The following is a 24976-nucleotide window of genomic DNA, read 5'->3' as shown; positions in this document are numbered from 1 at the left end:
TAATAAAAATTAGAAAGTTTAGATATTTCTTTTTTCTCCACTATTATTTTTGCGATGGGAGTGTGCATTATGCCAGTATTAGTCTTCTGTATTATCGTCTCATTTATGTTGTACCTCTTCTACAAAACAAAATACTTTCGTACAAACCGCCCAATGGAGAAAGGTTGGCTCTCAGGAAAATCTGCAATGGCTCTCGGTTCATTCGTCTTATTTTTCGGGATAAACCAATTCTTTTTAGACCTTTCAACCGCTCGTATTATCGTTGGTGTCTTATTTATTCTATTTGGTAGCGCGAGTATATTTAATGGATTTCGCCAATATAAACATTTCTTACCATTAGCAGTGGAAGAAGCTGAATCTGTCTGAAGTAACATAAAAAAGCATCAACATTGTGATGCTTTTTTACGTCCTCTACCTTTTAAAATCATATATGCAACAAACGCAGACGGTATATTAAAGAGATTCCCTTGTACGTGGAAATGTAATTGTTCTTCCTCAAAAGACATTTTTTCATGTAGCTCTCGCTGAGGTAATCCTGTTTTTTTCTTTTTTTCATGTAAACCTTGTAAGTATAAATATTGAAACGGTATCATCACAAGGAAGTAAAATAGTGCGATACTACCAAAAAAGAGTACTGTTGATGACATAATGCATACCACCTTCCAGAAATCCATTTTCTTACAATCAAATTATAATACAGTCTAGAATCTAAATGAATTAATATTCTGTTTTTTTATCAAGCAATTGTCTCCCCGCATAATTCCTCTTCCGCATAATGAATATATCGGCGAATAAAAGTGCCAGGATCTTTTCTAATAGGTTCAATATCAAGCCTTAATGGTATTTTTCCAGCCATATAAAAGATTCTTGAAGCAGTCCCAAGTCGAATGGCTGGTTCTGAAATATTTTCTCCATACCCCATTATGAAATTCCCCCATACATCTTCTAACTGTCCCGAAGCAATTAAATGTAATCTCGGAACACCAATATCAAACTCTTTATACCCAAATCCACATTCATCAAAATCAAGTAAATACCAATCCTCTTTGTCTACAAGAACATTACCAAAATGCATATCCCCATGAACAAATTGTTTTTCTCCTAGTTGAGTTGAATTTGTGAGTTCTTGTATTCTTTCTGCAATTTTCATGCATTTATGCTTATCCGCATGCGATAGAAATGAAGCATTTAGTAATCGCTGTAAAGGCTCGTGGATTATCTTTTGCTCACTATATATAGGCCTTTCGTAACCTCTCCAAGTTTGCGGCACTCTTTTGAGCACTTCATTTGTTTTTTCATGAAATATTCGCATTAGTGACCCAAGTTTTTCATAGTCCCTATCCCTTGGTTCTAAAATTTCATTTCCGTTTATAAACTTAAAGACAACAAAATACTGAATACTTCTCTCATCTTTCATAACAGATGTAATCCAATCACCATTTGTATTTACAACTACTTCTGGTACTAACATTTGTTTTTGCATCGCTATTAACCAATGTATTTCAGCCTCTATTTGCTCGGCTGTATAACGTCCTTCTCTATACTGCCTCACTACAAATTTATTTTTGTCCGATTCGAATATATATGTTTGATTTTCTCCCCCATGCAACAATGAAACTTTCGTAAGGCTATTTAAATTATATTGCTTACATAACTGCTCTGTAATGTAAAAATCCATTCTTCTCCCCCTAGTTCATATAGTGAAGCATCGTTTCCCTATCCAATTACACGATTGTTATCTCTTAACGATTAGTAGCGTAATCGATTAACAACTAATTTTCTATCCACATTGATACATATCCTTCTATTTTTTCACTTCTCTACCCGAACTCTTACATAGCTTAATTATTAACTTCAAAACCCAATAAAACAAAATAAAGTTAACGAAAAAACCTAATGGATTAAACCAGCATTCCCATCCGCCATAATAAACAAACGTTTCAGCTGGTATACCAAAGTAAAGAAAATCCGGCTCATTTTCTCCTGATATAGGAATAAAGGCGCCCACACTAGCAAGAGTTACACTTACAAAATACAGCCTCTTTTTAATAGCATTCATCCTTCTATGCGTTAACACATGCATAATGATGAAACATACGACCACTAAAAAGAAAATGATTCCGTCCATTCCCTTCCTCCTTATCGCTATTCCATTTCCACATCTTCAAATTTTTTAGTCTTTTATTATAACTATGAAATGATACGCTATTTATTTTTTGTTTCTATCCTTTTAAATAAAAAAATGGAACAAACCAAAGCGGCTTGCTCCATCTTTTTATTTATCGATCAACTGCACCATAAGTAACGCTTTCCCGACAACATTACCTTCATGATGCACTTCTACATCAACCTTACCAAATTTACGTCCAATTTCTAATACTTTCGGATGAACCGATACAACATTGTCAATTTGAACTGGTTTTACGAAATAAATTGTTAAGTTCTCAACAATTAAATCACTCTTCTTTTGCGCACGAATAACGCGATTCGTTGCTTCCGTCACAATTGTTGCGAATACACCGTAAGATAACGTTCCGATTGAATTCGTCATTTGCGGCGTCACTGAAAATTGATATAGATGTTCATTTTTTGCTTCTTTCGGCGTCATGAATTGATTCGTTACAATATCATCGATTGTTTCACCGACTTGTGGTTGACGCTGAATCATTTGCAATGCCTGAAGTACATCTTGACGGCTAATAATACCTTGCAGTTTATTTCCTTCATCAACAACAGGAAGTAACTCAATACCTTCCCATACCATCATACGTGCCGCAGCTGCGACAGACATTTTTCCATTTACCGTAATTGGATGTTTTGTCATCACTTTATCAATTGGTGTTTCTTTCGCAACACCAATCATATCTTTTGAAGTTACAATACCTAATACCTTTTTATTTTCATCAACAATTGGATATCTTCCGTGCATCGTCTCTTCATTATACGCATGCCATTGCTGTACTGTATCATTTGGTTTTAAATATAATGTCTCTTCAATTGGCGTTAAAATATCTTCAACGAGTACAATTTCTTTCTTAATAAGCTGATCGTAAATCGCACGGTTAATTAACGTTGCAACTGTAAATGTATCGTAACTACTTGAAATTATCGGCAGTTTTAATTCATCTGCTAATTTCTTCACATGATCTTCCGTATCAAATCCACCCGTAATCAATACCGCAGCTCCGGCTTCTAACGCTAATTGATGTGCGTTCGTACGGTTACCGATAATAAGTAAGTTCCCAGCTTCTGTATAGCGCATCATCGCTTCTAATTTCATTGCCCCAATTACGAATTTATTTAACGTCTTATGTAGTCCTTCTCTGCCCCCAAGTACTTGACCATCGACAATGTTAACGACTTCTGCATATGTCAGCTTTTCAATATTCTCTTTCTTCTTTTGTTCAATTCGAATTGTTCCGACACGTTCAATCGTACTAACATATCCTTTATTTTCTGCATCTTTAATTGCACGGTAAGCTGTACCTTCACTTACACTCAAATCTTTTGCAATTTGCCTTACAGAAATTTTATGCCCTACTGGCAGGCCATTAATATGTTCTAAAATTTGGTTATGCTTGGTAGCCAAATGGTTTCACCATACTTTCTTTTCCCTAAATTCTTCATGTGTTGTATTTTCAGTATACTATATTTTCAAAACTGTTACACTCTCTCTTTGTATGTCTGTACTATTTTTTTTATAACAAAATACGCCTTACATTATACTACTTCGTCTATTACAACAATGTAATGGTATTGTCATCTCGTTCGATAGTTTGTCCAGCCGCTCCAAGATACAATGAAGACAAGAAATGAAACAAAGGAGCGAATACATGATGAAAAAATTATTAGAAGTTGTAGGTGCTGTATTTTTAGCTTTCGTAGACGGGAAAAAAGTTGCAATGGAATTGAATGAAACACCTGAACAGCCACTTCTCAAAAGAAAAGAATCATCAAAACAAGTACAACCTTTAAAAGCTGTCCTACACACATAAAAAACCCTTCACTTGTCTTTTCAAATGAAGGGTTTCTTTTCTATAGTGTAATACTTTCTCCAGCTTCTAATACTTTCCCTGTACATTTTTGTAGCTTTTCTACAAATTGATATGGATCTTGTTCAATTACTGGGAACGTATTGTAATGCATCGGCACAACAGTTTTTGCCTGAATCCATGTCGCTGCTAAAACAGCATCTTCTGGTCCCATTGTGAAGTTATCACCAATTGGTAAGAATGCTACATCAATGTTATTTAATTCCCCAATTAATTTCATGTCAGAGAATAGAGCAGTATCTCCTGCATGGTACACAGTTTTCTCTTCTGCTGTAAATAAAATACCTGCTGGCATACCTGTATATGTAATCTTCTTATTTTCTTCATCAATATAACTAGAACCGTGGAATGCTTGTGTAAACTTCACTTTTCCGAAGTCGAATTCATGCGAACCACCAATATGCATCGGATGTGTATTTACACCTTGCCAACTTAAAAATGTCGCTAGTTCAAATGGTGCCACAACAACTGCGTTATTTTTCTTTGCAAGCTCTACTGTATCTCCAACATGATCACCATGCCCGTGCGATAAAAGAATCGCATCTACTTTTACATCTTCAGCCTTTAAATCTGTTTTCGGATTGCCCGTTAAAAATGGATCAATTAAAATCACTTTTCCATTCGTTTCGATCTTTACAACTGAATGCCCATGATAAGATACTTTCATTATTACATTCCCCCCTATTCACATTCTCACTTTTTATTCTACATGATTTTTCAATTCCCTGTCTTTTCTAACATCGATTTACTTGTCATAACACTTTCCTACGATGTAAAGTTATATTTGTAATTAAATATCTCGGGGGTGCCAATCGATGAATGCTAGATTAGAAAATTTAATGCAATGGCTAAAAGAAAAAAACGTAGAAGCCGCGTTCTTAACTTCTACACCGAACGTCTTCTACATGACAAACTTCCACTGTGAACCACACGAAAGACTTCTTGGTATGTTTGTATTCCAAGAAAAAGAGCCTATTTTAATTTGCCCTAAAATGGAAGAAGGCCAAGCACGTAACGCTGGCTGGGCACATGAGATTATCGGATTTACTGATACTGACAGACCATGGGATATGATTGCAAAAGCAATTAAAGACCGCGGCATCAATGCAAACGCAGTTGCAATTGAAAAAGAACATTTAAACGTAGAACGTTACGAAGAATTAACAAAACTATTCCCAAATGCAGCGTTCAAATCAGCTGAGGAAAAAGTTCGTGAACTTCGTTTAATTAAAGATGAAAAAGAACTTTCTATTTTACGCAAAGCAGCTAAAATGGCGGACTATGCTGTTGAGGTTGGTGTAAATGCAATTAAAGAAGATCGTAGCGAGCTAGAAGTATTAGCAATTATCGAACACGAATTAAAAACAAAAGGCATACATAAAATGTCATTCGATACGATGGTATTAGCAGGTGCAAACTCTGCTCTTCCACACGGTATTCCAGGTGCAAACAAAATGAAACGCGGCGATTTCGTACTATTTGATTTAGGCGTAATCATTGATGGTTATTGCTCTGACATTACACGTACAGTAGCATTTGGTGACATCTCTGAAGAGCAAACTCGTATTTATAACACTGTACTTGCTGGACAACTACAAGCGGTTGAAGCATGTAAACCTGGTGTTACACTTGGCGCAATCGACAACGCTGCTCGCTCTGTTATCGCAGATGCAGGTTACGGCGACTTCTTCCCACACCGCCTTGGTCACGGACTTGGAATTAGCGTACACGAATATCCAGATGTAAAAGCTGGTAACGAGTCTCCATTAAAAGAAGGTATGGTCTTCACAATCGAGCCAGGTATTTACGTACCAAACGTAGGTGGCGTTCGTATTGAAGATGATATTTACATCACAAAAGACGGATCAGAAATTTTAACGAAATTCCCGAAAGAATTACAATTTGTGAAATAAGAAAAAAGGCAGCGTGATTGCTGCCTTTTTTCTATTTCTCTACTATTTTAAATTTCTCTACAATCATTTTCACTGGATAACTTTCAAGCGTTTGAGAGGCCCATACTTTTATTTTATCCCCTGTTTTTAACAGTTTATATGCACCTTTATCTTTAAAGCTCAAAACTATATGTGATGGATACTCTTTATTCATTTGTTGTTCTATATAATTTTGTAACTCTACTTTCGTTTCAAACGTTTTATCACTGACGAAAAATACCGTATCATTTCTTACTATAATATACCCTTCTTCAGGTACTTTTTTTACCTCTACTTGTTTTGTAGTGCACGCTGATAATATGATTAGAAATACACTTAAAAACATTAATTTTTTCATATGCCTATTCATTTTTAACTCCTCACTCTAGGCTATTTCAAATTTAACACCATCTTCTCCTCATACTTATCATCCCATTTAATCACAACCTCTATCGGTTCATCTTTGGATAGGGGCGCACAACTTACACAAGACGACTTCATTTCAATCCTTGCTCCTTTATGAACTTCTGACGTTTGTGTCATCGTACGAAAGGTTTCATTAATAGTAATCTCTAAGTTTTTAAATTCGGTATTTCCATCTCCGCCATTATACTGAAACGTAAACATTCCATCTTCACTGTCGTCCTTAATATGGCCCTTATATTGTCCCGTCCAACTTTTGCTCTCGCTAGAAAAAGTAACATACCAAAGCGAACAACTTCCTAAAAAGAAAATACTAATGAAAAAGAATAATGCTCTCTTCATCATGCCCCTCCATTCAAAAGCACTTATTTATTGTCTATTTATTCCTCTTATTATATTATAAAAATACAGAATTTTCTAAAACAGGAGGTTTATATGTTACAACAACAGTTAGAAGAAATTCGTAATAATAATTACATAATGGATAACACAATTAACATCGATTCTTTAAGTTCCAATATGCTTAAACATATCGGTGTTACGGATAGCTATTTAAGAGACAAACTTATTTACTCTACTTTTTATCATCTCATCAACAAAGACTACATTTCACATACACACTTACAGAGATTATTATTAGAAAGCATTAGTGAAAAATATTTATTGTATAAAATTCATTCAGATGATGAAGATACTGTATTTACCCGCGCATTTTCAACATTATTAATCGCGCTCATTATTGATACTGATACAAAATATAATTTCTTATCGCAGAATGATATTTTAACTGTAAAAGATCAATTAATTCTATATATGAACCACGAGCATGATTTCCGCGGATATGTGCAAGACCACGGCTGGGCACATAGTATCGCTCATGCTTCTGATACATTTGAGGCGCTTGTCCGTAGTCCTAAACTGGAAACTTTATATTACGAAGAAATACTACAAACTTTATTAAACAAAGTTTGTGTTCATTCCATCTATTACAAATATGAAGAAGATGAACGTATCGTTTATCCGATTGTTGCAATGCTCCAAAACGGTCTAAAAGAAGAGGTACTCATATTAGCCCTTCATGATTTAGTAGCTCAATTACAAGTCCAAAAACAAACATTACATATTCAATCATACGAGTACCTATACGGAAATATTAAATCTTTCTTGCGCAGCTTATTCTTCAGACTACGTACACTGTCTATATGTGAAGAAACCGAATGCGAAATTGAAAAATTGCTCCAAGAGCTTCCAAAATATTATTAAAAAAGAAGGCCACTTAAAAAGTGCCTTCTTCTATTTCACTAATATTTAATTGAAATTTCACGATCCAAACTGAGAAAAGATGGACAAGAAGCGCAAACGCCATACATGCTCCGCTTAAAAAAGTTAGTATAGGATGCGAATACACGTGCCCTAATCCATAGGATATCGCCACGAAAAATATTGTTATGTAAATATAAATTGCTCCATGTATTTGCCTCATATGAACCTCCTTTTCCCATATTATAACATAAATTTTCTGATTATTCACATTAATCTCTTGTAATCAATATTTCTCAACTGTTACACCTCTAACAGCAGCCTTAATATATGGTGCTCCTTGTAAACTTTGTAAATCTTCTGTTTTTCCTGTTACGACTACACCGTATATTTGTAAGTCTTTTACTACAAAGTTTTTCATCTCATTATAGTTTTCCCTAAAATACTTTTGATATTCCCCCTTATTTTTACTTAAAGATATCTAAATACAGCTTTTCTTAAATTTTTCAAAATAAAAAAGCACATCTATTTTGATGTGCTTCTCTCAAAAATACTATTCTACTATTTCATCGCGTCCTTCACAACATCTTGAATCATAACAACTTCTGTTTTCATATCAACAGATTGTACTTCTTCATCAATACATTCATACCAAAACGCTAAGTGCTTTTTATCAATTTCATGATGAGAATTTTCGACAAGAGCCCCGCCTTCTCCTTGCACAGAATACCAATATAAGTACTCTTCTCCACCTCTTATTTCCCGGAAAATTGTCTCTACATACATCTTTTCGTCGTTTAATGTCAAAAGCACTTCTTTCATATTGTCATTAAGAAGCTGCATCCATTCATCTACACGATGACTTTTACCTTGTTTCACTTTGAATCTCGTTAACTCCACATTCATTTTTATTCCCCCGTTTTCTTCCGTACAAACAATCTGTATCCTATTGGATTATAAAAACTTAATTTACTAGCTAGTTTTTGCGAAGGAATATTTTCTACATAACAATCCCAGCACGGTGTAATATCATTTTGCATGCAATGTTCAATAAATCGTGTTGCAACAGCTTGTGCTAATCCTTTTCCTTGATACGCTTCATGCGTCACAATATCAATTTCAGCAAATCCATTCCCGCTAAATATCGAAACACATTCAGCTACAATCATCCCATCTTGTTCTATACAAAATCCGAAACCACCGTTTAAAAACAGCTCTTTTGATCCCCAATATTCTTTATAATACTCCTCTGTAAATTCATTGCTTCGTTCTATATCACTTTTATCAATACGCTTCACTTCATATGTATTTTTGCTTGCATCTCGTTTTCTCTCTTCAGAAATTTCTCTTTGGAATTTCATTCGCGGCATATTCCGAAGTACATTACTAAAACGCCCTTCAATCATTATTTCCCACTCTTCAATTGAAGTGAAGAGTGTAAATCTCTTCTCTGTTTTTTCAATAGCCACTTTTAAATACGCAAATAGATCTTCGTTATAATTTTGATCATCCGTATCACCAAATAAATAATAGATACCATTAGCTGTACGAATTAATCCTGCTGTTAACTTCTCGTTGGCAAAAATCTCACCATCTATCATTTGGTCACATACCGCATAAGCAAACGTCGTCGTTGTTGTATTACTTTCTAAAATCGGAAGGATTTTTCTATACTCGGCTACAGATAATTTTTTCATAATTGCTCCACTTTAATCGTATCCGCCTCTATATTTTCAAAACAAAGATTTACCGTTCTCTTTAATGCTCTCGTTCTATGAATCGTACACGCTGGAATTAAAATAGAATCATTCGGCTTTAAAACCGCTGTTTCTCCATCTTCAAAATCAATAAGTAATTCTCCCTCTAGTACAATGAATAATTCATCCGAATTAGAATGATAGTGCCAATCGTATTCACCATTAAATACAGCGATTCGTAAGCAATGACTATTCACATTTGAAACGACGAAGTTTTTATGTTGATCTTGAATGTCCTTTGTTAATTCTAATAAATTCACAGTCCCCATATTCCGTCTCACCCTTTCATTAGTCGTTCTTCTGAAAAACTAGCTTAGTCTCCACCACCTCCACAATCTCCTCCACTAGCACTTGAGCTGCTACAATCGTTGCTACTGTAGTCACCAAATCCACTTGATGAGCTTGAAGCATATGAAAATTTTTTTCTCATTTTTCTTTGCTTATCTTTCTTACTTTCATGACTAGGCCATACTTTATGAAAGAATATACCGAATAAGACTAATTCTATTACGACAAGTGTAAATTCTAGAATGCTCTCAATAATATTGGGGGTTATCTCAAAACTGTAAAACACTCCAAATGAATACATACACAAAATCACATACAGAGCCATACAAATATACCGAAATGTTTTCTCTATCATAATGACTACTTTTTTTGAAAGAGGTATGTTCTGTTCCTGTTTTTTCTTTATATACTTTTGTCTTTTAGCTTGCTTTTTCTTCCTCTTTTTGCTCCCCATTGACTCTCCTCTTCCGACTTCTTTTTTCATTTAATTCCAAATTATCACAAAAAATAACATTTTAACAAGCTATATTTCACGTAAAGTTTTATTTACTTTTTGTAAAGTTTCATTTACTTATTACCTAAAAATGGATATAATAAATGTAACAAATTTACAAAAAGGAGACTTTGTATATTTGATTAAAAATAAGGTGAAACAATTCCGCGTCGTTAGAGACATCACCCAAGAACAATTAGCTTCCTCTGTTCAAATTACTAGACAATCCCTCATCGCTATCGAGAAGAATAAATACAACCCGAGTTTAGAATTAGCATTGAAATTATGTGAGTTTTTCAACTGTAAAGTAGAAGATTTATTTCAATTAGATAAAACTGGGGAGGAAAAAAAATGAAAAACACTTTTAATCAAGAATTCATTTCGCATCTTACCATTTTATTGTTAGGTTCAACTTTTCTTTATTTCAATAGTAATGATGAAGAAAAAATTAGTTCTGTCCTTCTATTCGCTGGTGTATACATACTCTTAGCCTTGATACTATTCGTAGTGAAACGGATATTCTTTAAGAAAAAAAAGAACGATCCCGAAAAATATCCATTACCTGAAATGGATGAAAGAATCGAGAAGATGAGTTTAAAACTTATGGCGCAAATTTTCGGCCTCTCTCATTTAATCGGTTCTGCGATACTATTTATTTTATATATCACTGACAAAAATTCGATGATACGAGTTGAGTATGCCTTGTATTATTTATTCGGCATTCTTTTCTTTACAATGATGTTCGGATTGAGAATCGTAAAGAAACTAGACAATTAACCCAAGTAAAAAACCCCTCCTTACAAAAGGAGGGGTTTACATATATCTCTATTATGATAAAGCAGGAGCTTTTTCAAGAAGCTCTTTCGCATCAGCGTATTGTAAGCCGTGAGCTTCTGCAACTGCTTCGAATGTTACATAGCCATCTAATGTGTTAATACCTTTTAATAATGCAGTGTTGCCTAGGCAAGCATCTTTGTAGCCTTTGTTCGCAATTTGTACTGCATATGGTACTGTTACGTTTGTTAATGCAAGAGTTGATGTACGTGGAACCGCACCTGGCATATTAGCAACTGCATAATGAACAACGCCATGTTTTTCGTAAGTTGGGTTGTCATGAGTTGTAATACGGTCAGTTGTTTCGAAAATACCACCTTGGTCAATCGCGATATCTACAACGACAGAACCTGGTTCCATTGATTGAATCATTTCTTCTGTTACAAGTTTTGGCGCTTTTGCACCTGGAATTAATACCGCACCAATCACAAGGTCAGATTCTTTTACAGCTTCTGCAATGTTGTATGGATTAGACATTAACGTTTTTACTTGGTTACCGAAAATGTCATCTAGTTGACGAAGACGTTCTGCACTTAAGTCGATGATTGTTACATCTGCACCTAAACCTACTGCAATCTTCGCTGCGTTTGTACCAGCTTGACCACCGCCGATAATTGTTACTTTGCCGCGTTTTACCCCTGGAACGCCTGCAAGTAAAATACCTTTACCGCCTTTGTTTTTCTCAAGGAATTGTGCACCGATTTGTGCAGACATACGACCAGCTACTTCACTCATAGGTGCAAGTAATGGTAGTGAACGGTTTTCTAATTGTACTGTTTCGTATGCAATTGATACAACTTTGTTATCAATTAATGCTTTCGTTAATTCTGGTTCTGGAGCTAAGTGTAAGTATGTGAATAAAATTAAACCTTCGTGGAAATAACCGTATTCACTTGCAACTGGCTCTTTTACCTTCATAACCATATCTTGATTCCATGCTTCTTCAGCAGTTTCAACAAGTTTCGCACCAGCTTGTACGTATTCTTCATCTGTAAAGCCTGATCCTATACCTGCTCCTTTTTGAACAAAAACTTCATGACCATTTTGCACTAAATGTACAGCTCCCGCTGGCGTCATTGCCACGCGGTTTTCATTGTTTTTAATTTCTGTTGGAATACCGATACGCATTATAAGTTCCCCCTTGAGTTATGAAATGACCCCTGAATCATTTTTTAAAGCGCTTTCTACGCTCTTATATTTTAACATAATATCTCAATATTTGACAAAAAATAATACAAGTTTTCCGATAGATTTAATATTACATTAAAGGACAGTATTATCCGCACCTCTCAGCGTGCAGGATAAACTGTCCAATTATTCGAAACTTCACTTTATTTTGCTCTATCGATGTCTATGAATAACATCTACCGCACCAGTTACTTCAATAATTGTACCGGTAATCATATCGGAATCGTCCTCACATAAAAACGAAATCGTTCTTGCGATATCTTCACCTGTTCCAGATCTACCAATTGGTGTGTTACGTTCTTTCAACTGACGTGCTTCTTGAATTGTCGCTTCTTTCATTTCACCAATAATATCACCAGGACATACCATGTTTGCAGTAATACCATATTCAGCTTCTTCATAAGCAACTGTTTTCGTTAATGAAACAAGTCCTACTTTCGCTGCAGCAAAAGCTGAACGATAAATCCATCCCGGTGCACTATCTGCCCCTTGGAATCCGTAATTAATAATACGGCCAAAGTTCTGTTTTCTCATAACTGGAACGACAAGTTTCAACAAATGAAATACCGCTGTTAAATTACCCTGAATCATTTCATTCCATTCGTCTTCTTCATAATCGACTAACTTTTTTCGTTCAAATACATATGGACCAGCATTATTAATTAAAAAGTCAATTTTGCCAAAACGGCTTATCGCTTCTTCTACTATTTTATGTAAATCTTCCTTTTTCGTGACATCCGCTTGCACGAATTGTAGACGCTCTTCCATATTTTTATATGTTTCTTTCATCGTTTCCATAGCAGCTATATCGCTATGATATGTTACTGTTACTGAATAACCTTTAGCCAATAACTTTTCTGTTACTTGCTTTCCTAAACCTTTCGTACCGGCTGTAATGAGCGCGTGTCTCACAAACATGCCTCCTTTTAAATTGCTATACTTCATATGTAACAAGTTCTCGCACCAATTACAACTAAAATGAATTGAAATAAAGTTTTCAAAATTCTGTAACGTTTCCGATAAGCACATTACCAAAATTTGTTTTATAATAAAGTTGTAAACGGTAATAAAAATGATTGGGAGGAATTTACTATGAATAATACATATACAAATATTTTAATCGCGGTGGATGGTTCTAAAGAAGCAGAAAAAGCCTTTAAAAAAGCAATTCAAGTCGCAAAACGCAACAATGCAACATTAACTATTGCTCATATCGTTGATGTAAAAGCATACTCAGCAGTAGAAGCTTATAGCCGTGCAATTGCTGAACGTGCCAATCTATTTGCAGAAGACTTATTAGAAGACTACAAAAAAACTGCTCTTGAAGCTGGCCTTGAAAAAATTGAAACTGTATTAGAATTTGGTAATCCTAAATCAAAAATTTCAAAAGAAATCGCTCCAAACCATAAAGTAGATTTAATTATGTGTGGTGCAACTGGTTTAAATGCTGTTGAGCGTTTCCTAATTGGTAGCGTCTCTGAACATATTATTCGCTATGCGAAATGCGATGTCCTTGTTGTTCGTGGTGATGAGGAGCAAGGTGAGCTTTAATTTATAAATAAAACACCAAGTCCACATGGGCTTGGTGTTTTTCATTTCACATATTTCACTATAAATACAAGACAAGCCACAATAACAACAGTAATTGCCAATACATAAGGCGGAAGAAACTTCAAAGACCACAATGCCATCATAATCGTAGCTACCGTTAAATAAGATTGCCTTGCATCTTCTGTCATTTTTTTACGAAGGCAGAATACATACAAATAACCAATTGGCGGCGTAATAAAGCAAAGAACATATATGATTTTAGATTTCAAATACCATTTTTGTTCTCCAAGTTTCTGTATATCTTCTTCTATTCTTTTATGCTCTTTTTCTCTCGCTTCTCCTACAAGTGGATCTTCCTCTTCTCCTCGCTTTTCTTTCATATAAGGAAGAAAGTGCATGAAAAAATAGTATGCAAATACGAACGCTCCAAATCCAATATTTAATCTCTCTAATGGAACATGCTCACTAAAAAAAGCGGCAGCGATCACTAAAGAAAAACAATACGTTGTTATCCAAAATGAACGTTTTCTCTTTTTTCGTTCCATTTCTTTTTTATCTTGTACATGTTTTCTTTTCGAAAGCCATATCGAAATACAGCAATCTACTACAAATAGAATAAAGATAAATATCCCCATGTGTACTATTTCTACATCCTCAAATGAAAAGATATTTGGGAATGCAGCGTGTAATACAATTAACGTATACAAAATTAACCCTATAGAATAAATACGTCTCATTTTCCATCCCTTTCTTATTTCCTAACTTTAGGTTAACATACATTTTTTAGAAATAGACGGACAAAATATATATGTTTAAAAAAGGAGGATGCTACATGGATGATTCTGAACGTATTATTTTAGATGTGAATGGGAAAGAACTCGAAATGCTAGATATGATCCGTACTCATTTTAAAGAGAAACATGGCGTGGAACTAAGTAATGGTGCATTGCTGCGAGATTTGATGGATATTGAGTATATTCGAATTACGGAAGATCGACATAAGTACGATTAATCGATACATTGTAAGCCTAGAGCAGATTGCTCTAGGCTTACTTACATCCATATAAAAATGTTATAATTAGGAAAAAGTGTGGAGGATGCGAAAATATGAAATCTGAAAATATCTCAAAACATTTTCATACATTACATGTACAAAGAAACGAGTTCCTTCCTCATCTCCATTCACTCTCACAAGAACAACTATGGCATAGGAAAGAGGACAAAAAATGGTCTATTGGTGAACATTTTTATCACTTATATTTAATTGCAAAGATGCTCAAAGTAGCAATTAAATTCTCTCTCACTCTTATCCCTTATGCAAAGCTAAGAAAAAATGCCCCATTTGCAACTGACATACATGACATTTATGCCGAATATAAAGAAAAGCATGGTAAAGGAATGAAAGCACCTTTGATTTTAATTCCCTCAAAAAAAGTTTATCACTCTATGAATGTAACTGAATTAGAAGAATTACTTGCACGTGAAACAGATGAAATAAAAAAGCTCGTTCAAAATATAGAAGAAAATATTGCAGGGCATATCGTATTTTTAGATCCAATTGCTCACTACCCTAATTTGATTCAATCTATTCAGCTATTAGCGATACATGAGAAACATCATTTTATGATTATGAAAAATAATTATGAAATGATAAATACTCCTGTAAAAATCTAAATACAAAAAGGTAAGGTGCTTTCTATAAAAAGCACCTTACCTTCTATATACATCATTTAATTCCTACAAACTCTCCAACTAATCCCTTCGCCTTCTCCAAAGCTTTTTCAATCTGTTCAAACCCAGTCCCGCCAGCACTATTACGGCGCTTTACAGCGGCATACGGTGAAAGAACTTCATACAAATCTTCTTCAAATAACAAGCTCATTTCTTTATACGTTTCAAGTGGTACATCTAATAAATAAATTCCTTTTTGTGTGCAGTATAGCACTAACTTCCCAACAATTTCATGAGCTTGACGGAATGGTAGTCCTTTACTTGCTAAGTAGTCAGCAATTTCTGTTGCGTTAGAGAAATCTTGGGTTACAGCTTGCCCCATCTTTTCTTTGTTGACAGTCATCGTCTCTAACATGCCTGCCATAATATGAAGGCACCCTTCTACTGTTTTTACAGTATCAAACATTCCTTCTTTGTCTTCTTGCAAGTCTTTATTGTAAGCGAGCGGTAATCCTTTCATGACTGTAAGTAAACTAAATAAATTACCGTATACTCTGCCTGTTTTACCACGAATAAGTTCCGCCATATCTGGATTTTTCTTTTGCGGCATAATGCTGCTTCCCGTTGCGTATTGATCGCTCATTTCAATAAACTGAAACTCTTGGCTACTCCATAAAATAAGTTCTTCGCAAAAGCGTGATAAGTGCATCATGAGCATAGAGGAGTTACTTAGGAACTCCAGTATGAAATCACGATCACTTACTGCATCTAAACTATTTTCATAGATTCCATTAAACCCAAGAAGCTCCGCACTATATTCTCTGTCAATCGGGAATGTTGTCCCTGCTAACGCTCCTGCTCCTAATGGCGACATGTTAATACGCTTTAACGAATCTTCATAACGATTCACATCACGCTCTAACATCCAGAAGTAAGCGAGAATATGATGCGCAAATGAAATTGGCTGCGCACGCTGCAAATGCGTATAACCAGGCATAATGGTTTCAATATTATTTTCTGCTTGATGAACAAGAACAGTTTGCAATTGTTTTGTAGCTTTTATAATATGTTCTACTTTTTCTTTTAAATATAAGTGCATATCAGTCGCCACTTGATCATTACGGCTTCGCCCAGTATGAAGTTTCCCGCCTACTTCACCGATTTTTTCAATTAACATCTTTTCGATATTTAAATGAATGTCTTCCGCTTCAACTGAAAAATACAATTTATTTTGTTTCGCTTCTTCTAATAAATATTGAAGACCTATCTTTATTTTCTCAGCTTCTTCTTTCGTAACGATGCCTTGCTTTGCTAGCATCGTTACGTGTGCAATACTTCCGTTTATATCTTGATTTACTAATTGTTGATCGAAGGAGATGGATGCTCCGAACTCTTCAACCCATGCTTCCGCTTCTTCTGTAAAACGTCCGCCCCAAAGTTTGCTCACGCTTCCACCTTCTTTTGATTTACTTGGCTGTATACTTTCGTCGGTAAACCGAATAATGAAATGAATCCAACTGCTGCATCATGATTGAATTCATCCTGGGCAGTATATGTTGCTAATTTTTCATCGTATAAAGAGTACTCAGATTTACGTCCTTCTACAATCGCATGGCCTTTAAATAATTTCACACGCACTGTACCTGTTACATTCTTTTGTGTTTCTTGTAAGAAAGCGTTAAGCGCTTGTTTTAAAGGTGAGAACCATAAACCGTTATAAATAAGTTCTGTTATTTTCTGCTCAATCATCGGTTTAAAATGCGCTACTTCTTTTACGAGTGTTAAATCTTCAAGTTCCTTATGCGCCGTAATTAATGTCATCGCTGCTGGGCATTCATATACTTCACGCGATTTAATACCAACAAGACGATTTTCTACGTGATCGATACGTCCAACGCCATGTTTTCCAGCAAGTGCATTTAACGTTTTAATTAATTCTGAAAGTGGATATGCAGTGCCATTTAAAGTAGTTGGTACACCTGCTTCAAAACCGATTTCTACAAACTCTGGTTTATTCGGTGTATCTTCTAATGCCAATGTCATCTCATATGCATCTTCTGGTGGCGCTGCCCATGGATCTTCTAAAATGCCACATTCATTACTGCGTCCCCATAAGTTTTGATCGATTGAAAATGGGCTATCTAAATTAATCGGAATTGGTACATTGTTTTCTTTTGCATAGGCAATTTCTTCTTCACGTGACCATTTCCATTCACGTACAGGAGCAATCACCTCTAAGTAAGGATTTAACGCTTGAATAGAAACTTCAAAACGAACTTGATCATTCCCTTTCCCTGTACATCCATGTGCAACTGCAGTCGCCCCTTCTTGTTCTGCAATTTCTACTAATTTCTTCGCGATAAGTGGGCGTGATAACGCTGAAACGAGAGGGTATTTCCCTTCGTATAACGTGTGTGCTTGCATCGCCATCAATGCATATTCATTTGCAAATTCTTCTTGAACATCAATCATATATGATTTAATTGCACCTACTGAAAGTGCCTTTTCTTTTACAAATGCTAAGTCTTTACCTTCCCCTAAGTCTAAACAAAGCGCGATAATATCATAATTTTTCTCTTGTAACCATTTAATTGCAACGGAAGTATCAAGACCTCCGGAATATGCTAATACCACTTTTTTCTTCTCCATTTTGCATCCCCCTAAAGAATAAATATTCATTTTCTTTTATAATAATTCACACTTTAACACCTTTTACAAAATGTATCAAGAGTCATTTTCAAATTTTTTCAAACAATTTCGTCGAGCTTCTTTCTGTTTTCATGTACAATATAAGCAGGAAAACGGGGGTGAACTTATGGAAAAGTATTTCTTATACGATGATCATCTAGGAATTGAAATTCCACATTTACAAGCAGACTGGGAAAGTATCCCCGAAAAAATGCAGCATGCTATTTTATTAAAATGGGAACAAGTTCGTGGAAAGATTCCTGATCGCATAAAAGAACTCGAGCACTCTATTAATACAAAACAGCATCATTTAAATAACGAAGAAGACTTTGAAATTTCTTGCAAACTGAATTCAGAAATTGCCGATCTCGCTTCCATCATTAATGACCTTTGGCTTTGGTATCGACTCACTCAAAATGTATCTGAGGGGAAAGCACACCAATGAAAAAAGCATGCCCCTCAATTACTTTGGGTCATGCTTTTTTGTCGTAACACGATTTACAATATATTTCTTGTGCTGTTTTTGCCAAACATACATCAAATGGACCAACTAATATACTTCTTTCTTTCGGCAACTTTACAAAAGCAACGAGCTCTTCTTCATATTGAATCTTTTTCTGACATGAAACGCATATTAATTCTTTTCTTTTAAACATTTCTTTTAGCATGCCTCCACTCTCCCCTTCATCTATCTATATTAATATAATCTCATAATAGTTAAGACTTGTAAAAAAATGACACATTCCAAAGCGAATGATTCATATACTATGTACAAAAGGAGGTTCAAACTTATGCGCGCTTTCGTTATTATCGCTTTAACTTTTTTAAGTGTAATTAGCTGGGATGCGTTTTTTAAAGATAAAAGTGATGATAAAAATACAACTGAATAAAAACTCTTCTTTTTTACTTATTGGACAAACTTAAAAAAAACTGTCCAATTCTCCGAAATAACTTAGGCTTTTCTACAAAAATATTTAAACATAACAATTTTTGTAGATTTCCTCCGTTTATTGTCGGTTTCCATCCGCATACATTTTTTGAAAGTATGATATAATAATATAAATCTTGAAGGAAGGGATTTTGATATCATGATCGCTCGAAGGAGCATGTGGCATCGTATTGACGAATCATACACGTAGCGTATTTTTCAGCTCAGATACTTTGGTCTAGCGAAAAAAATACGAGAGTGGGGAAATTATGATTGCCCGAAGGATAATTTGGCAAAAAAAAGACTCTTCTTACACATAGCGTTTTGTTTAGGACTTAATTGTTACTAGCTAAACAAAACAAAGAAGAGCAGGATTGCTAAATGAAGAATCCTACTCCACGTTTTGTTTAGTCGTTTTAAGACTTAAACTAAAACGAAGGTAGGGAGAATTGATGGACGAGAGGATTATTCGTTATTTCTTCAGCGACATATAGCGTAGTTAGTTTTTTTCGTAAACTAACTGAAGCTACATGTGAGCTCGTAGTTAGTTTACAACACAAAAAGGACTACTAACTACGGAAAGAAGGAATAACGATGAGGAACATCCAAAGTCGACAAATTATTAAAGAAATTTTTATGGTTTTAATCGGTTCATTTATTTTAGCAGCAGCGCTATATCACATTCACTTTCAAAACCACTTAACAGAAGGTGGCTTTGTAGGTATCGCACTATTCATCCAAAATTTTTATGATATTTCACCATCTATTTCAACTGTAATGATGGATATCCCAATTATTTTACTATGTGCTTCATTTTTAGGTAGAAAAATGGTTGGCTATTCATTTCTAGGTTCGATTTCATTCGGAGTATTTTATTCTCTTATGGAAAATTATTCTCCATTTACGGTCGATTTATCAAATAATTTATTTATAGCTGCAGTAGTTGGCGGTGCATTAGCTGGTATTGGACTCGGTTTTATATTGCGATTTGGCGGTGCAACCGGCGGAGACGACATTTTAACAATTGTATTAAGTAAACGAACTCGTTTTACAATTGGTCAAATTTTCTTCGTCTTTGACGCGATTGTTCTTGCGCTTTCATTATATTATTTAAATTGGACAGAAATTGCTTTTACTATTCTTTCGATTGCCGTACAGGCAAAAACATTGGATTTAATTTATTATCCAAAAACAGAAAAAGCAGAAGAAAAGCAACCAGTATCTATTCCAATGTCCAAAAAGCATGCAACAAATTAAAAAAGCGAAAGGCTTCAGCCTCTCGCTTTTTTTTATGCTCTTTTTTCCTTCTCGACTATGTGGCGCACTTGATAAAATCTATTTGCAAATTCAGTAACGTTTCTTGTTAAACGATAATTTACAGTAGACCCGATTGCCATTCCAATAACCGGAATTCCTTGGAACAATTTGCGACGAAGAGCATAGATCGAAAATGTTTTTAAAATTTGTTTTAACACAACTTCAGTAGAAGCTGGTTGTAACACCGCTTCGTCTCCTTCATAGAAGAACGAATCCTCTTGCTCTAGTTCTTGCAGTAAATTGTACCATGCGTATTGCTGAAGTCTTCCTGGTAGTAAAGACGCATGAAAGACCTTTAATGCAAGCATCATTTCATAAGGCTTGTTCACATCATGCCCAAATGATGTGGCAATAAGTTGGACAGCCTTCACATTTAACGCAATCATAACCGGGAAATCAGCTGTTAGTAATAATAACCCTCCAGCACCCGTTGCTCCGCCTTGTACGAATGAATATAAGCGATGTCGTGCTGTTTGCTGCTCTGCTATGTATGTTAATTGATCAATAGATAATTCTTTTAAGTCCTCTAGTTGCTCAATCGATTCATCAAATAATCTCGACGTTCCTAAAATACGATTACGCGCATCTAATTGTGATTGTGAACTTTGAATCAATGCATGCAAATGAAAGAGCCATCCATCTGCTTTTGTAAAGAAATCTTTTCGTTTTTTCTCAGGTAATTTCGCAATTGTAGTATGTACCCATTTATCAAACATTTTTTGAAAATCTGTCGCTTCTTGCTCAACCAATTGCAATTCCCATTCTTTTATATTGTCTAAAATGGCTTGTTCTCGCTTCGATCGCATCGTAACAACCACCTCGTTCGATTTTTTTCTATTGTAACATATTTCTGCTTATTCTTTGCAAATATGCTTGTATATCTCTTTTCACGTACCCTTTATGAGTGACATAAAATAATAGCAAAAAGGATGAGATACTTCACATGAATCTATCCAATCTAAAACAAAACTATAATGCAGTATTCAGCTTAGGACAAAACTGCTGGCCTGCTTGGGCTTTATATCAATTCGAATTATCACCATTTTTTGGTGTTATCGATTTTATGCTAAGCCCTTCATTAGAAAAAGTGAATGTATTATTACAAAATCGATTTGACCGTTTTTTAAAGTTCGAAAACTTATCCTTCATCTCATTTTGGGATGATGGTGCAAAACTAAGACTCCGTGATAATCTATATGAAATCGACTCTTGCCACGACTTTAAAACAGATGTAAACACACCAACTTCTTGGCCTTCTTATACAGAAATTAAGTTAAACTATGAGCATCGAATTCATCGTTTTCTAACAGCAATTGAAACGGCACAATCTACATTGTTCATTCGAACTGGAGGAACCTACGAAGAAGCACGTTCTTTGGAACAAATTTTATCTCAAATAGTAAAACATACCTTCTCCGTCCTGTTACTGATTCCTGCGGATGTACCTACTGTTGTAGAAGAAGATTGGGGACTACAGCATATTTGCGTTATAAAATGCCCTATTATGGATGTATTTCAGTACAATGAAGCATTTTGGAATGACTTATTTAATGGCATCGTAATTCGACCACATTCTTAAATACACGACACGTTTTATTACGCAATACATTATAATCATCCTTATACAAAAGAAATAAGGAGTGATTGTATATGTATCCACGTGCAAAAGCTTTTGGTCTTGCTATACATCACGGGCGTGTTCTCGTACAAGAATATCATTCAGCCGATGAAACATATTACCGGCCTCTTGGCGGTTCAATTGAACTTGGTGAAAAATCAGCACATACCGTTATTCGTGAATTTAGAGAAGAGCTTCATACAGAAGTGGAAATCACCAATTATGTAGGATGCCTAGAAAACATTTTTCATCTTAATGAAGAAATTGGTCATGAAATCATTCAGCTATATTCTTTACGTTTATTAGACGTGTCACTATATGAAACGGAAACACTGAATATACAAGATGAACAAACCGTATCGTATGCGAAATGGATCCCCATTACAGCATTTATTCAGAAGGAAAAAGTACTATATCCAGATGGAATTTTAAACTATATCCAAAAGAAAAAAGACGAAATCCTATAGGATCTCGTCTTTCTTTTCATATATTAACCAATGTTTCCAAGACGTAGTACGTCACGAGCGATCATAACTTCTTCGTCAGTTGGAATTACGATAATTTTTACTGGAGAGTGCGGGAAGCTGATGAATGCTTCTTCACCAAATACGTTATTACGTTTTACGTCGAAGTATACGCCCATGTACTCAAGGCCTTCTAATACGCGCTCACGAATAATTGCACTGTTTTCACCTACACCAGCTGTGAAGATGATTGCGTCTACACCTTTCATACGAGCAGTGTAAGAACCGATGTATTTGTGGATACGGCTTACGAATACATCAAGTGCTACTTTCGCACGGTGGTCGCCTTCTTCTTCTTTCGCAATGATGTCACGTAGGTCACTAGAGTAACCAGTAAGACCTAACATACCACTCTTCTTGTTTAATACGCTAACTACTTCTTCTACTGTTTGGCCTGTTTTTTCCATGATGTATGGAATTAACGCAGGGTCAATGTTACCAGAACGTGTACCCATTGTTACACCAGCAAGTGGAGTGAAGCCCATAGAAGTATCGATAGATTTACCGCCTTCTACTGCTGCGATACTTGCACCGTTACCTAAGTGACAAGAAAGTAAGCTTAAGCTTTCAAGTGGACGACCTAATAATTCAGCCGCACGCTCAGTTACGTATTTATGAGAAGTTCCGTGGAAACCGTATTTACGGATGCCGAACTTTTCGTAGTACTCATATGGTAAGCTGTATAGGAATGCAGATTCCGGCATTGTTTGGTGGAATGCTGTATCGAATACTGCTACTGCTGGTACGTTTGGTAATACTTCTTGGAATGCTTTAATACCAACAATGTTTGCTGGGTTATGAAGTGGTGCTAAATCGCTTAATTCTTCGATATCAGCTAATACTTCATCAGTAATTAAAACAGAGTCAGCAAATTTTTCGCCGCCGTGAACAACACGGTGACCGATACCGCCAATCTCATCTAGAGACTTAACGATTCCGTTTTCAGTTAATTTGTTAAGAAGCATATTAACTGCTACTGCGTGATCTGGAATATTTGTAACTTCTTTTTGTTTTTCGCCATCTACAGTAATAGTGAAGATACTATCTTCTAAACCGATACGTTCTACTAAACCTTTTGTTAATACTGTTTCACTTGGCATTTCAAATAATTGGAATTTTAAGGAAGAGCTTCCTGCGTTAATCGCGATGATTTTTGACATCTAGTCTTTCGCCCCTTTTTCTCTTGGTAGTTGTGTGGATCTGTCCACAAACCGCTCGATTTTATCTGATCAAATTTACTACATATGAAAACGTTTCATCATTAGCAAATTTTATACTCACGATTTTAATTTAAACATCGTCCGACATATATTTCAAGTGAAAAAATTGTAACACCAAGAAAAAATATATATTACAGATTTCAAAAAAATTCAGTTTAATCTAGTATATATTTAAAAATATGACATATCATATAAAACTGTACTACATGAATTACTAACCCTGTTACATATACCTAGCCTTATTTATGCGTTGCAAACCAAGTATTTAATTGGTCCATAATGTCCTCCATCGCCTTCATGTTGGAGAATTTAGGTAACTCCACTAATAACGCCTGTTTTGGCATTGTTACACTAGGGCCTTTCTTTTGGAGAACAAATATACTTTTTGCATTTTTCTCGTTTTTAAACATGGAAACAGGTAGCTGTAATAACCCCTGAATAAAGCATGTTTCTTTAATAAATGCATGTAGTTTTGGTGCTTGATCACTTTCAAAAATGAAGTTCGGTACTAAGAAGAATAAGTACCCGCCTTCTTTCGTATGTTTCACACTTTGTTCAATAAATAGGTGATGTGCATACGACATTCCTTCATTTGCTTTTAACTTATATTCACTTGCACCGATTTCATTTGGATAGTAACCAATCGGTAAATCTGAAACGACTGCATCAACCGGATCGATATAAAGTGGTGCTAGTCCATCTTGATGGAAGAATTCGATTGCATGCTTTTGTAAATTCGCATTTACTAAAGCAAGTTTAATTAGCACTTCATCCACTTCTACACCAAATCCACTCATTGTTAGTCCTTCTTTGGCGCTATTGAACACTGTAGTCATTAAGTTACCTGTTCCAATTGCAGGATCTAACACAGTAATTTCGTTTTGACCTTGCATAAATTTATGGAATAAGTAGCTCATGAACATTCCAACTGCATCAGGCGTCATTTCGTGATTCGCTTGTACGCCTTCTTTCATTCCTTTTAAGATGGCTAATTGAAATGCTTTACGAATTTCTTCACCTTTATATGTTTCTTCATTAAACGTACTATATTCACGATTCAGCCTTTCAATTGCTGATTCAGATAATTCCTCTTGTAAAATCGCTCCTTCAAACAAGTTATCACCTGTTTCTACAAGCGCCTCTAAATATGTTACATCTAATTCTTTACGTAAAACTACCGCAGAAGAATCAAAAATAGAAAATAATGTTTCTACTGTCTGACTCACGTACATT

34 protein-coding genes and 1 pseudogene are annotated in these 24976 nt (G+C 35.2%); 13 read left to right on the top strand and 22 right to left on the bottom strand.

Annotated features, from left to right (window positions below):
* Positions 1 to 69 precede the first annotated feature (69 nt).
* The gene (locus tag AC3WTI_RS15815) at positions 70 to 366 is read left to right on the top strand and encodes a YtpI family protein (RefSeq protein WP_087957157.1); all 297 of its coding nucleotides are present in this window, start codon (positions 70 to 72) and stop codon (positions 364 to 366) included.
* A 17-nt stretch (positions 367 to 383) separates the two neighbouring features.
* Here the strand turns inward: AC3WTI_RS15815 and AC3WTI_RS15810 are convergent, their stop codons facing one another.
* The 4 genes from AC3WTI_RS15810 to AC3WTI_RS15795 all read right to left on the bottom strand — a co-directional run bounded on the left by AC3WTI_RS15810 (position 384) and on the right by AC3WTI_RS15795 (position 3589).
* Positions 384 to 647 carry a DUF3949 domain-containing protein gene (locus AC3WTI_RS15810; protein WP_142286668.1) on the bottom strand — a complete coding sequence of 88 codons (264 nt, stop codon included), beginning with the start codon at positions 645 to 647 and terminating at the stop codon, positions 384 to 386.
* Positions 648 to 736: 89 nt separating this feature from the next.
* Positions 737 to 1678 (bottom strand): phosphotransferase enzyme family protein, encoded by a 942-nt coding sequence (locus tag AC3WTI_RS15805; protein WP_253621653.1) that lies wholly within the window; start codon positions 1676 to 1678, stop codon positions 737 to 739.
* A gap of 126 nt (positions 1679 to 1804) precedes the next feature.
* Positions 1805 to 2128: a hypothetical protein gene (locus AC3WTI_RS15800; RefSeq protein ID WP_087957160.1), complete on the bottom strand. Its 324-nt coding sequence runs from the start codon at positions 2126 to 2128 to the stop codon at positions 1805 to 1807.
* Between the two features lie 147 nt (positions 2129 to 2275).
* On the bottom strand, positions 2276 to 3589 hold the full coding sequence (locus AC3WTI_RS15795) for a CBS domain-containing protein (RefSeq protein WP_000201565.1): 1314 nt from the start codon (positions 3587 to 3589) through the stop codon (positions 2276 to 2278).
* 244 nt (positions 3590 to 3833) lie between these two features.
* Here AC3WTI_RS15795 and AC3WTI_RS15790 point away from each other — a divergent pair, with 244 nt between their 5' ends.
* Positions 3834 to 3995, top strand: coding sequence for a hypothetical protein (locus AC3WTI_RS15790; RefSeq protein WP_097840822.1), 162 nt, complete (start codon positions 3834 to 3836; stop codon positions 3993 to 3995).
* 40 nt (positions 3996 to 4035) lie between these two features.
* Here AC3WTI_RS15790 and AC3WTI_RS15785 read toward each other — a convergent pair whose 3' ends face one another.
* The gene (locus AC3WTI_RS15785) at positions 4036 to 4719 is read right to left on the bottom strand and encodes a metal-dependent hydrolase (RefSeq protein WP_097840823.1); all 684 of its coding nucleotides are present in this window, start codon (positions 4717 to 4719) and stop codon (positions 4036 to 4038) included.
* A 148-nt stretch (positions 4720 to 4867) separates the two neighbouring features.
* Here AC3WTI_RS15785 and pepQ point away from each other — a divergent pair, with 148 nt between their 5' ends.
* Positions 4868 to 5965, top strand: coding sequence for a Xaa-Pro dipeptidase (gene pepQ, locus AC3WTI_RS15780; protein WP_087957162.1), 1098 nt, complete (start codon positions 4868 to 4870; stop codon positions 5963 to 5965).
* Between the two features lie 31 nt (positions 5966 to 5996).
* Here pepQ and AC3WTI_RS15775 read toward each other — a convergent pair whose 3' ends face one another.
* Positions 5997 to 6353: a DUF3221 domain-containing protein gene (locus AC3WTI_RS15775; protein ID WP_087957163.1), complete on the bottom strand. Its 357-nt coding sequence runs from the start codon at positions 6351 to 6353 to the stop codon at positions 5997 to 5999.
* Positions 6354 to 6373: 20 nt separating this feature from the next.
* A complete protein-coding gene (locus AC3WTI_RS15770; protein ID WP_142286667.1) occupies positions 6374 to 6748 on the bottom strand; it encodes a hypothetical protein in 375 nt (124 codons plus the stop codon).
* A 93-nt stretch (positions 6749 to 6841) separates the two neighbouring features.
* On the opposite strand from AC3WTI_RS15770, the gene AC3WTI_RS15765 reads away from it, so the two are divergent.
* A complete protein-coding gene (locus tag AC3WTI_RS15765; RefSeq protein WP_087957165.1) occupies positions 6842 to 7669 on the top strand; it encodes a DUF2785 domain-containing protein in 828 nt (275 codons plus the stop codon).
* Positions 7670 to 7682: 13 nt separating this feature from the next.
* Here AC3WTI_RS15765 and AC3WTI_RS15760 read toward each other — a convergent pair whose 3' ends face one another.
* From AC3WTI_RS15760 to AC3WTI_RS15735, 6 genes and pseudogenes are all read right to left on the bottom strand, one after another.
* Entirely contained in the window at positions 7683 to 7889 is a 207-nt protein-coding gene (locus AC3WTI_RS15760) for a hypothetical protein (protein WP_048544386.1), read from the bottom strand.
* A gap of 63 nt (positions 7890 to 7952) precedes the next feature.
* Positions 7953 to 8144, bottom strand: a pseudogene (locus AC3WTI_RS15755) (anti sigma factor C-terminal domain-containing protein); the annotation flags it as partial.
* An 83-nt stretch (positions 8145 to 8227) separates the two neighbouring features.
* Positions 8228 to 8572 (bottom strand): DUF6176 family protein, encoded by a 345-nt coding sequence (locus AC3WTI_RS15750; protein ID WP_087957167.1) that lies wholly within the window; start codon positions 8570 to 8572, stop codon positions 8228 to 8230.
* Between the two features lie 2 nt (positions 8573 to 8574).
* Positions 8575 to 9363 (bottom strand): GNAT family N-acetyltransferase, encoded by a 789-nt coding sequence (locus AC3WTI_RS15745; RefSeq protein ID WP_087957168.1) that lies wholly within the window; start codon positions 9361 to 9363, stop codon positions 8575 to 8577.
* Positions 9360 to 9692 (bottom strand): cupin domain-containing protein, encoded by a 333-nt coding sequence (locus AC3WTI_RS15740; protein ID WP_087957169.1) that lies wholly within the window; start codon positions 9690 to 9692, stop codon positions 9360 to 9362. The genes AC3WTI_RS15745 and AC3WTI_RS15740 overlap by 4 nt, the downstream gene beginning before the upstream one ends.
* A 44-nt stretch (positions 9693 to 9736) precedes the next feature.
* Entirely contained in the window at positions 9737 to 10165 is a 429-nt protein-coding gene (locus AC3WTI_RS15735) for a hypothetical protein (protein WP_087957170.1), read from the bottom strand.
* 130 nt (positions 10166 to 10295) lie between these two features.
* Between AC3WTI_RS15735 and AC3WTI_RS15730 the strand changes: the two genes are divergently transcribed.
* Together AC3WTI_RS15730 and AC3WTI_RS15725 are read left to right on the top strand one after the other, a co-directional pair.
* The gene (locus AC3WTI_RS15730; protein WP_087957171.1) at positions 10296 to 10559 is read left to right on the top strand and encodes a helix-turn-helix transcriptional regulator; all 264 of its coding nucleotides are present in this window, start codon (positions 10296 to 10298) and stop codon (positions 10557 to 10559) included.
* Entirely contained in the window at positions 10556 to 10981 is a 426-nt protein-coding gene (locus AC3WTI_RS15725; protein ID WP_000799011.1) for a hypothetical protein, read from the top strand. The genes AC3WTI_RS15730 and AC3WTI_RS15725 overlap by 4 nt, the downstream gene beginning before the upstream one ends.
* A 51-nt stretch (positions 10982 to 11032) precedes the next feature.
* Here AC3WTI_RS15725 and ald read toward each other — a convergent pair whose 3' ends face one another.
* Positions 11033 to 12166, bottom strand: coding sequence for an alanine dehydrogenase (ald, locus tag AC3WTI_RS15720; RefSeq protein ID WP_087957172.1), 1134 nt, complete (start codon positions 12164 to 12166; stop codon positions 11033 to 11035).
* A gap of 213 nt (positions 12167 to 12379) precedes the next feature.
* The gene (locus tag AC3WTI_RS15715) at positions 12380 to 13171 is read right to left on the bottom strand and encodes an SDR family oxidoreductase (RefSeq protein WP_087957234.1); all 792 of its coding nucleotides are present in this window, start codon (positions 13169 to 13171) and stop codon (positions 12380 to 12382) included.
* 147 nt (positions 13172 to 13318) lie between these two features.
* On the opposite strand from AC3WTI_RS15715, the gene AC3WTI_RS15710 reads away from it, so the two are divergent.
* Complete coding sequence (locus AC3WTI_RS15710) at positions 13319 to 13777, top strand: universal stress protein (RefSeq protein WP_001066673.1); 459 nt, start codon at positions 13319 to 13321, stop codon at positions 13775 to 13777.
* A gap of 41 nt (positions 13778 to 13818) precedes the next feature.
* Here AC3WTI_RS15710 and AC3WTI_RS15705 read toward each other — a convergent pair whose 3' ends face one another.
* The gene (locus AC3WTI_RS15705; RefSeq protein ID WP_097840824.1) at positions 13819 to 14514 is read right to left on the bottom strand and encodes a hypothetical protein; all 696 of its coding nucleotides are present in this window, start codon (positions 14512 to 14514) and stop codon (positions 13819 to 13821) included.
* Positions 14515 to 14609: 95 nt separating this feature from the next.
* Between AC3WTI_RS15705 and AC3WTI_RS15700 the strand changes: the two genes are divergently transcribed.
* Both AC3WTI_RS15700 and AC3WTI_RS15695 read left to right on the top strand, forming a co-directional pair.
* Positions 14610 to 14789: a hypothetical protein gene (locus tag AC3WTI_RS15700; RefSeq protein ID WP_029440113.1), complete on the top strand. Its 180-nt coding sequence runs from the start codon at positions 14610 to 14612 to the stop codon at positions 14787 to 14789.
* A 95-nt stretch (positions 14790 to 14884) separates the two neighbouring features.
* Entirely contained in the window at positions 14885 to 15451 is a 567-nt protein-coding gene (locus AC3WTI_RS15695; protein ID WP_097840825.1) for a DinB family protein, read from the top strand.
* 52 nt (positions 15452 to 15503) lie between these two features.
* Here AC3WTI_RS15695 and argH read toward each other — a convergent pair whose 3' ends face one another.
* Together argH and AC3WTI_RS15685 are read right to left on the bottom strand one after the other, a co-directional pair.
* On the bottom strand, positions 15504 to 16895 hold the full coding sequence (gene argH / locus AC3WTI_RS15690) for an argininosuccinate lyase (protein ID WP_087957175.1): 1392 nt from the start codon (positions 16893 to 16895) through the stop codon (positions 15504 to 15506).
* Positions 16892 to 18097 (bottom strand): argininosuccinate synthase, encoded by a 1206-nt coding sequence (locus tag AC3WTI_RS15685; protein ID WP_000412329.1) that lies wholly within the window; start codon positions 18095 to 18097, stop codon positions 16892 to 16894. Before AC3WTI_RS15685 ends, argH begins: the two co-directional genes overlap by 4 nt.
* 166 nt (positions 18098 to 18263) lie before the next feature.
* Between AC3WTI_RS15685 and AC3WTI_RS15680 the strand changes: the two genes are divergently transcribed.
* Positions 18264 to 18581, top strand: coding sequence for a radical SAM protein (locus AC3WTI_RS15680; protein ID WP_087957176.1), 318 nt, complete (start codon positions 18264 to 18266; stop codon positions 18579 to 18581).
* A 28-nt stretch (positions 18582 to 18609) separates the two neighbouring features.
* Here AC3WTI_RS15680 and AC3WTI_RS15675 read toward each other — a convergent pair whose 3' ends face one another.
* A complete protein-coding gene (locus tag AC3WTI_RS15675) occupies positions 18610 to 18804 on the bottom strand; it encodes a hypothetical protein (protein WP_142286666.1) in 195 nt (64 codons plus the stop codon).
* A gap of 854 nt (positions 18805 to 19658) precedes the next feature.
* Here AC3WTI_RS15675 and AC3WTI_RS15670 point away from each other — a divergent pair.
* On the top strand, positions 19659 to 20321 hold the full coding sequence (locus AC3WTI_RS15670) for a YitT family protein (RefSeq protein ID WP_087957177.1): 663 nt from the start codon (positions 19659 to 19661) through the stop codon (positions 20319 to 20321).
* A 32-nt stretch (positions 20322 to 20353) separates the two neighbouring features.
* Here AC3WTI_RS15670 and AC3WTI_RS15665 read toward each other — a convergent pair whose 3' ends face one another.
* Entirely contained in the window at positions 20354 to 21187 is an 834-nt protein-coding gene (locus tag AC3WTI_RS15665) for an EcsC family protein (RefSeq protein WP_001256864.1), read from the bottom strand.
* A gap of 137 nt (positions 21188 to 21324) precedes the next feature.
* Between AC3WTI_RS15665 and AC3WTI_RS15660 the strand changes: the two genes are divergently transcribed.
* Positions 21325 to 21960, top strand: coding sequence for a DUF1796 family putative cysteine peptidase (locus AC3WTI_RS15660; protein WP_097840826.1), 636 nt, complete (start codon positions 21325 to 21327; stop codon positions 21958 to 21960).
* Between the two features lie 71 nt (positions 21961 to 22031).
* Entirely contained in the window at positions 22032 to 22466 is a 435-nt protein-coding gene (locus AC3WTI_RS15655; protein WP_097840827.1) for an NUDIX hydrolase, read from the top strand.
* 23 nt (positions 22467 to 22489) lie between these two features.
* Here the strand turns inward: AC3WTI_RS15655 and ackA are convergent, their stop codons facing one another.
* Positions 22490 to 23683, bottom strand: a complete 1194-nt coding sequence (gene ackA / locus AC3WTI_RS15650; protein ID WP_087957180.1) for an acetate kinase — start codon at positions 23681 to 23683, stop codon at positions 22490 to 22492.
* Between the two features lie 299 nt (positions 23684 to 23982).
* Entirely contained in the window at positions 23983 to 24969 is a 987-nt protein-coding gene (locus tag AC3WTI_RS15645) for a class I SAM-dependent methyltransferase (RefSeq protein ID WP_142286665.1), read from the bottom strand.
* Positions 24970 to 24976: the final 7 nt, after the last annotated feature.

The organism is Bacillus sp. EB106-02-03-XG38, assembly GCF_058792175.1.
Note: the sequence above shows the minus strand (reverse complement) of the source record. Positions and strands in the feature narration are given on the sequence as shown.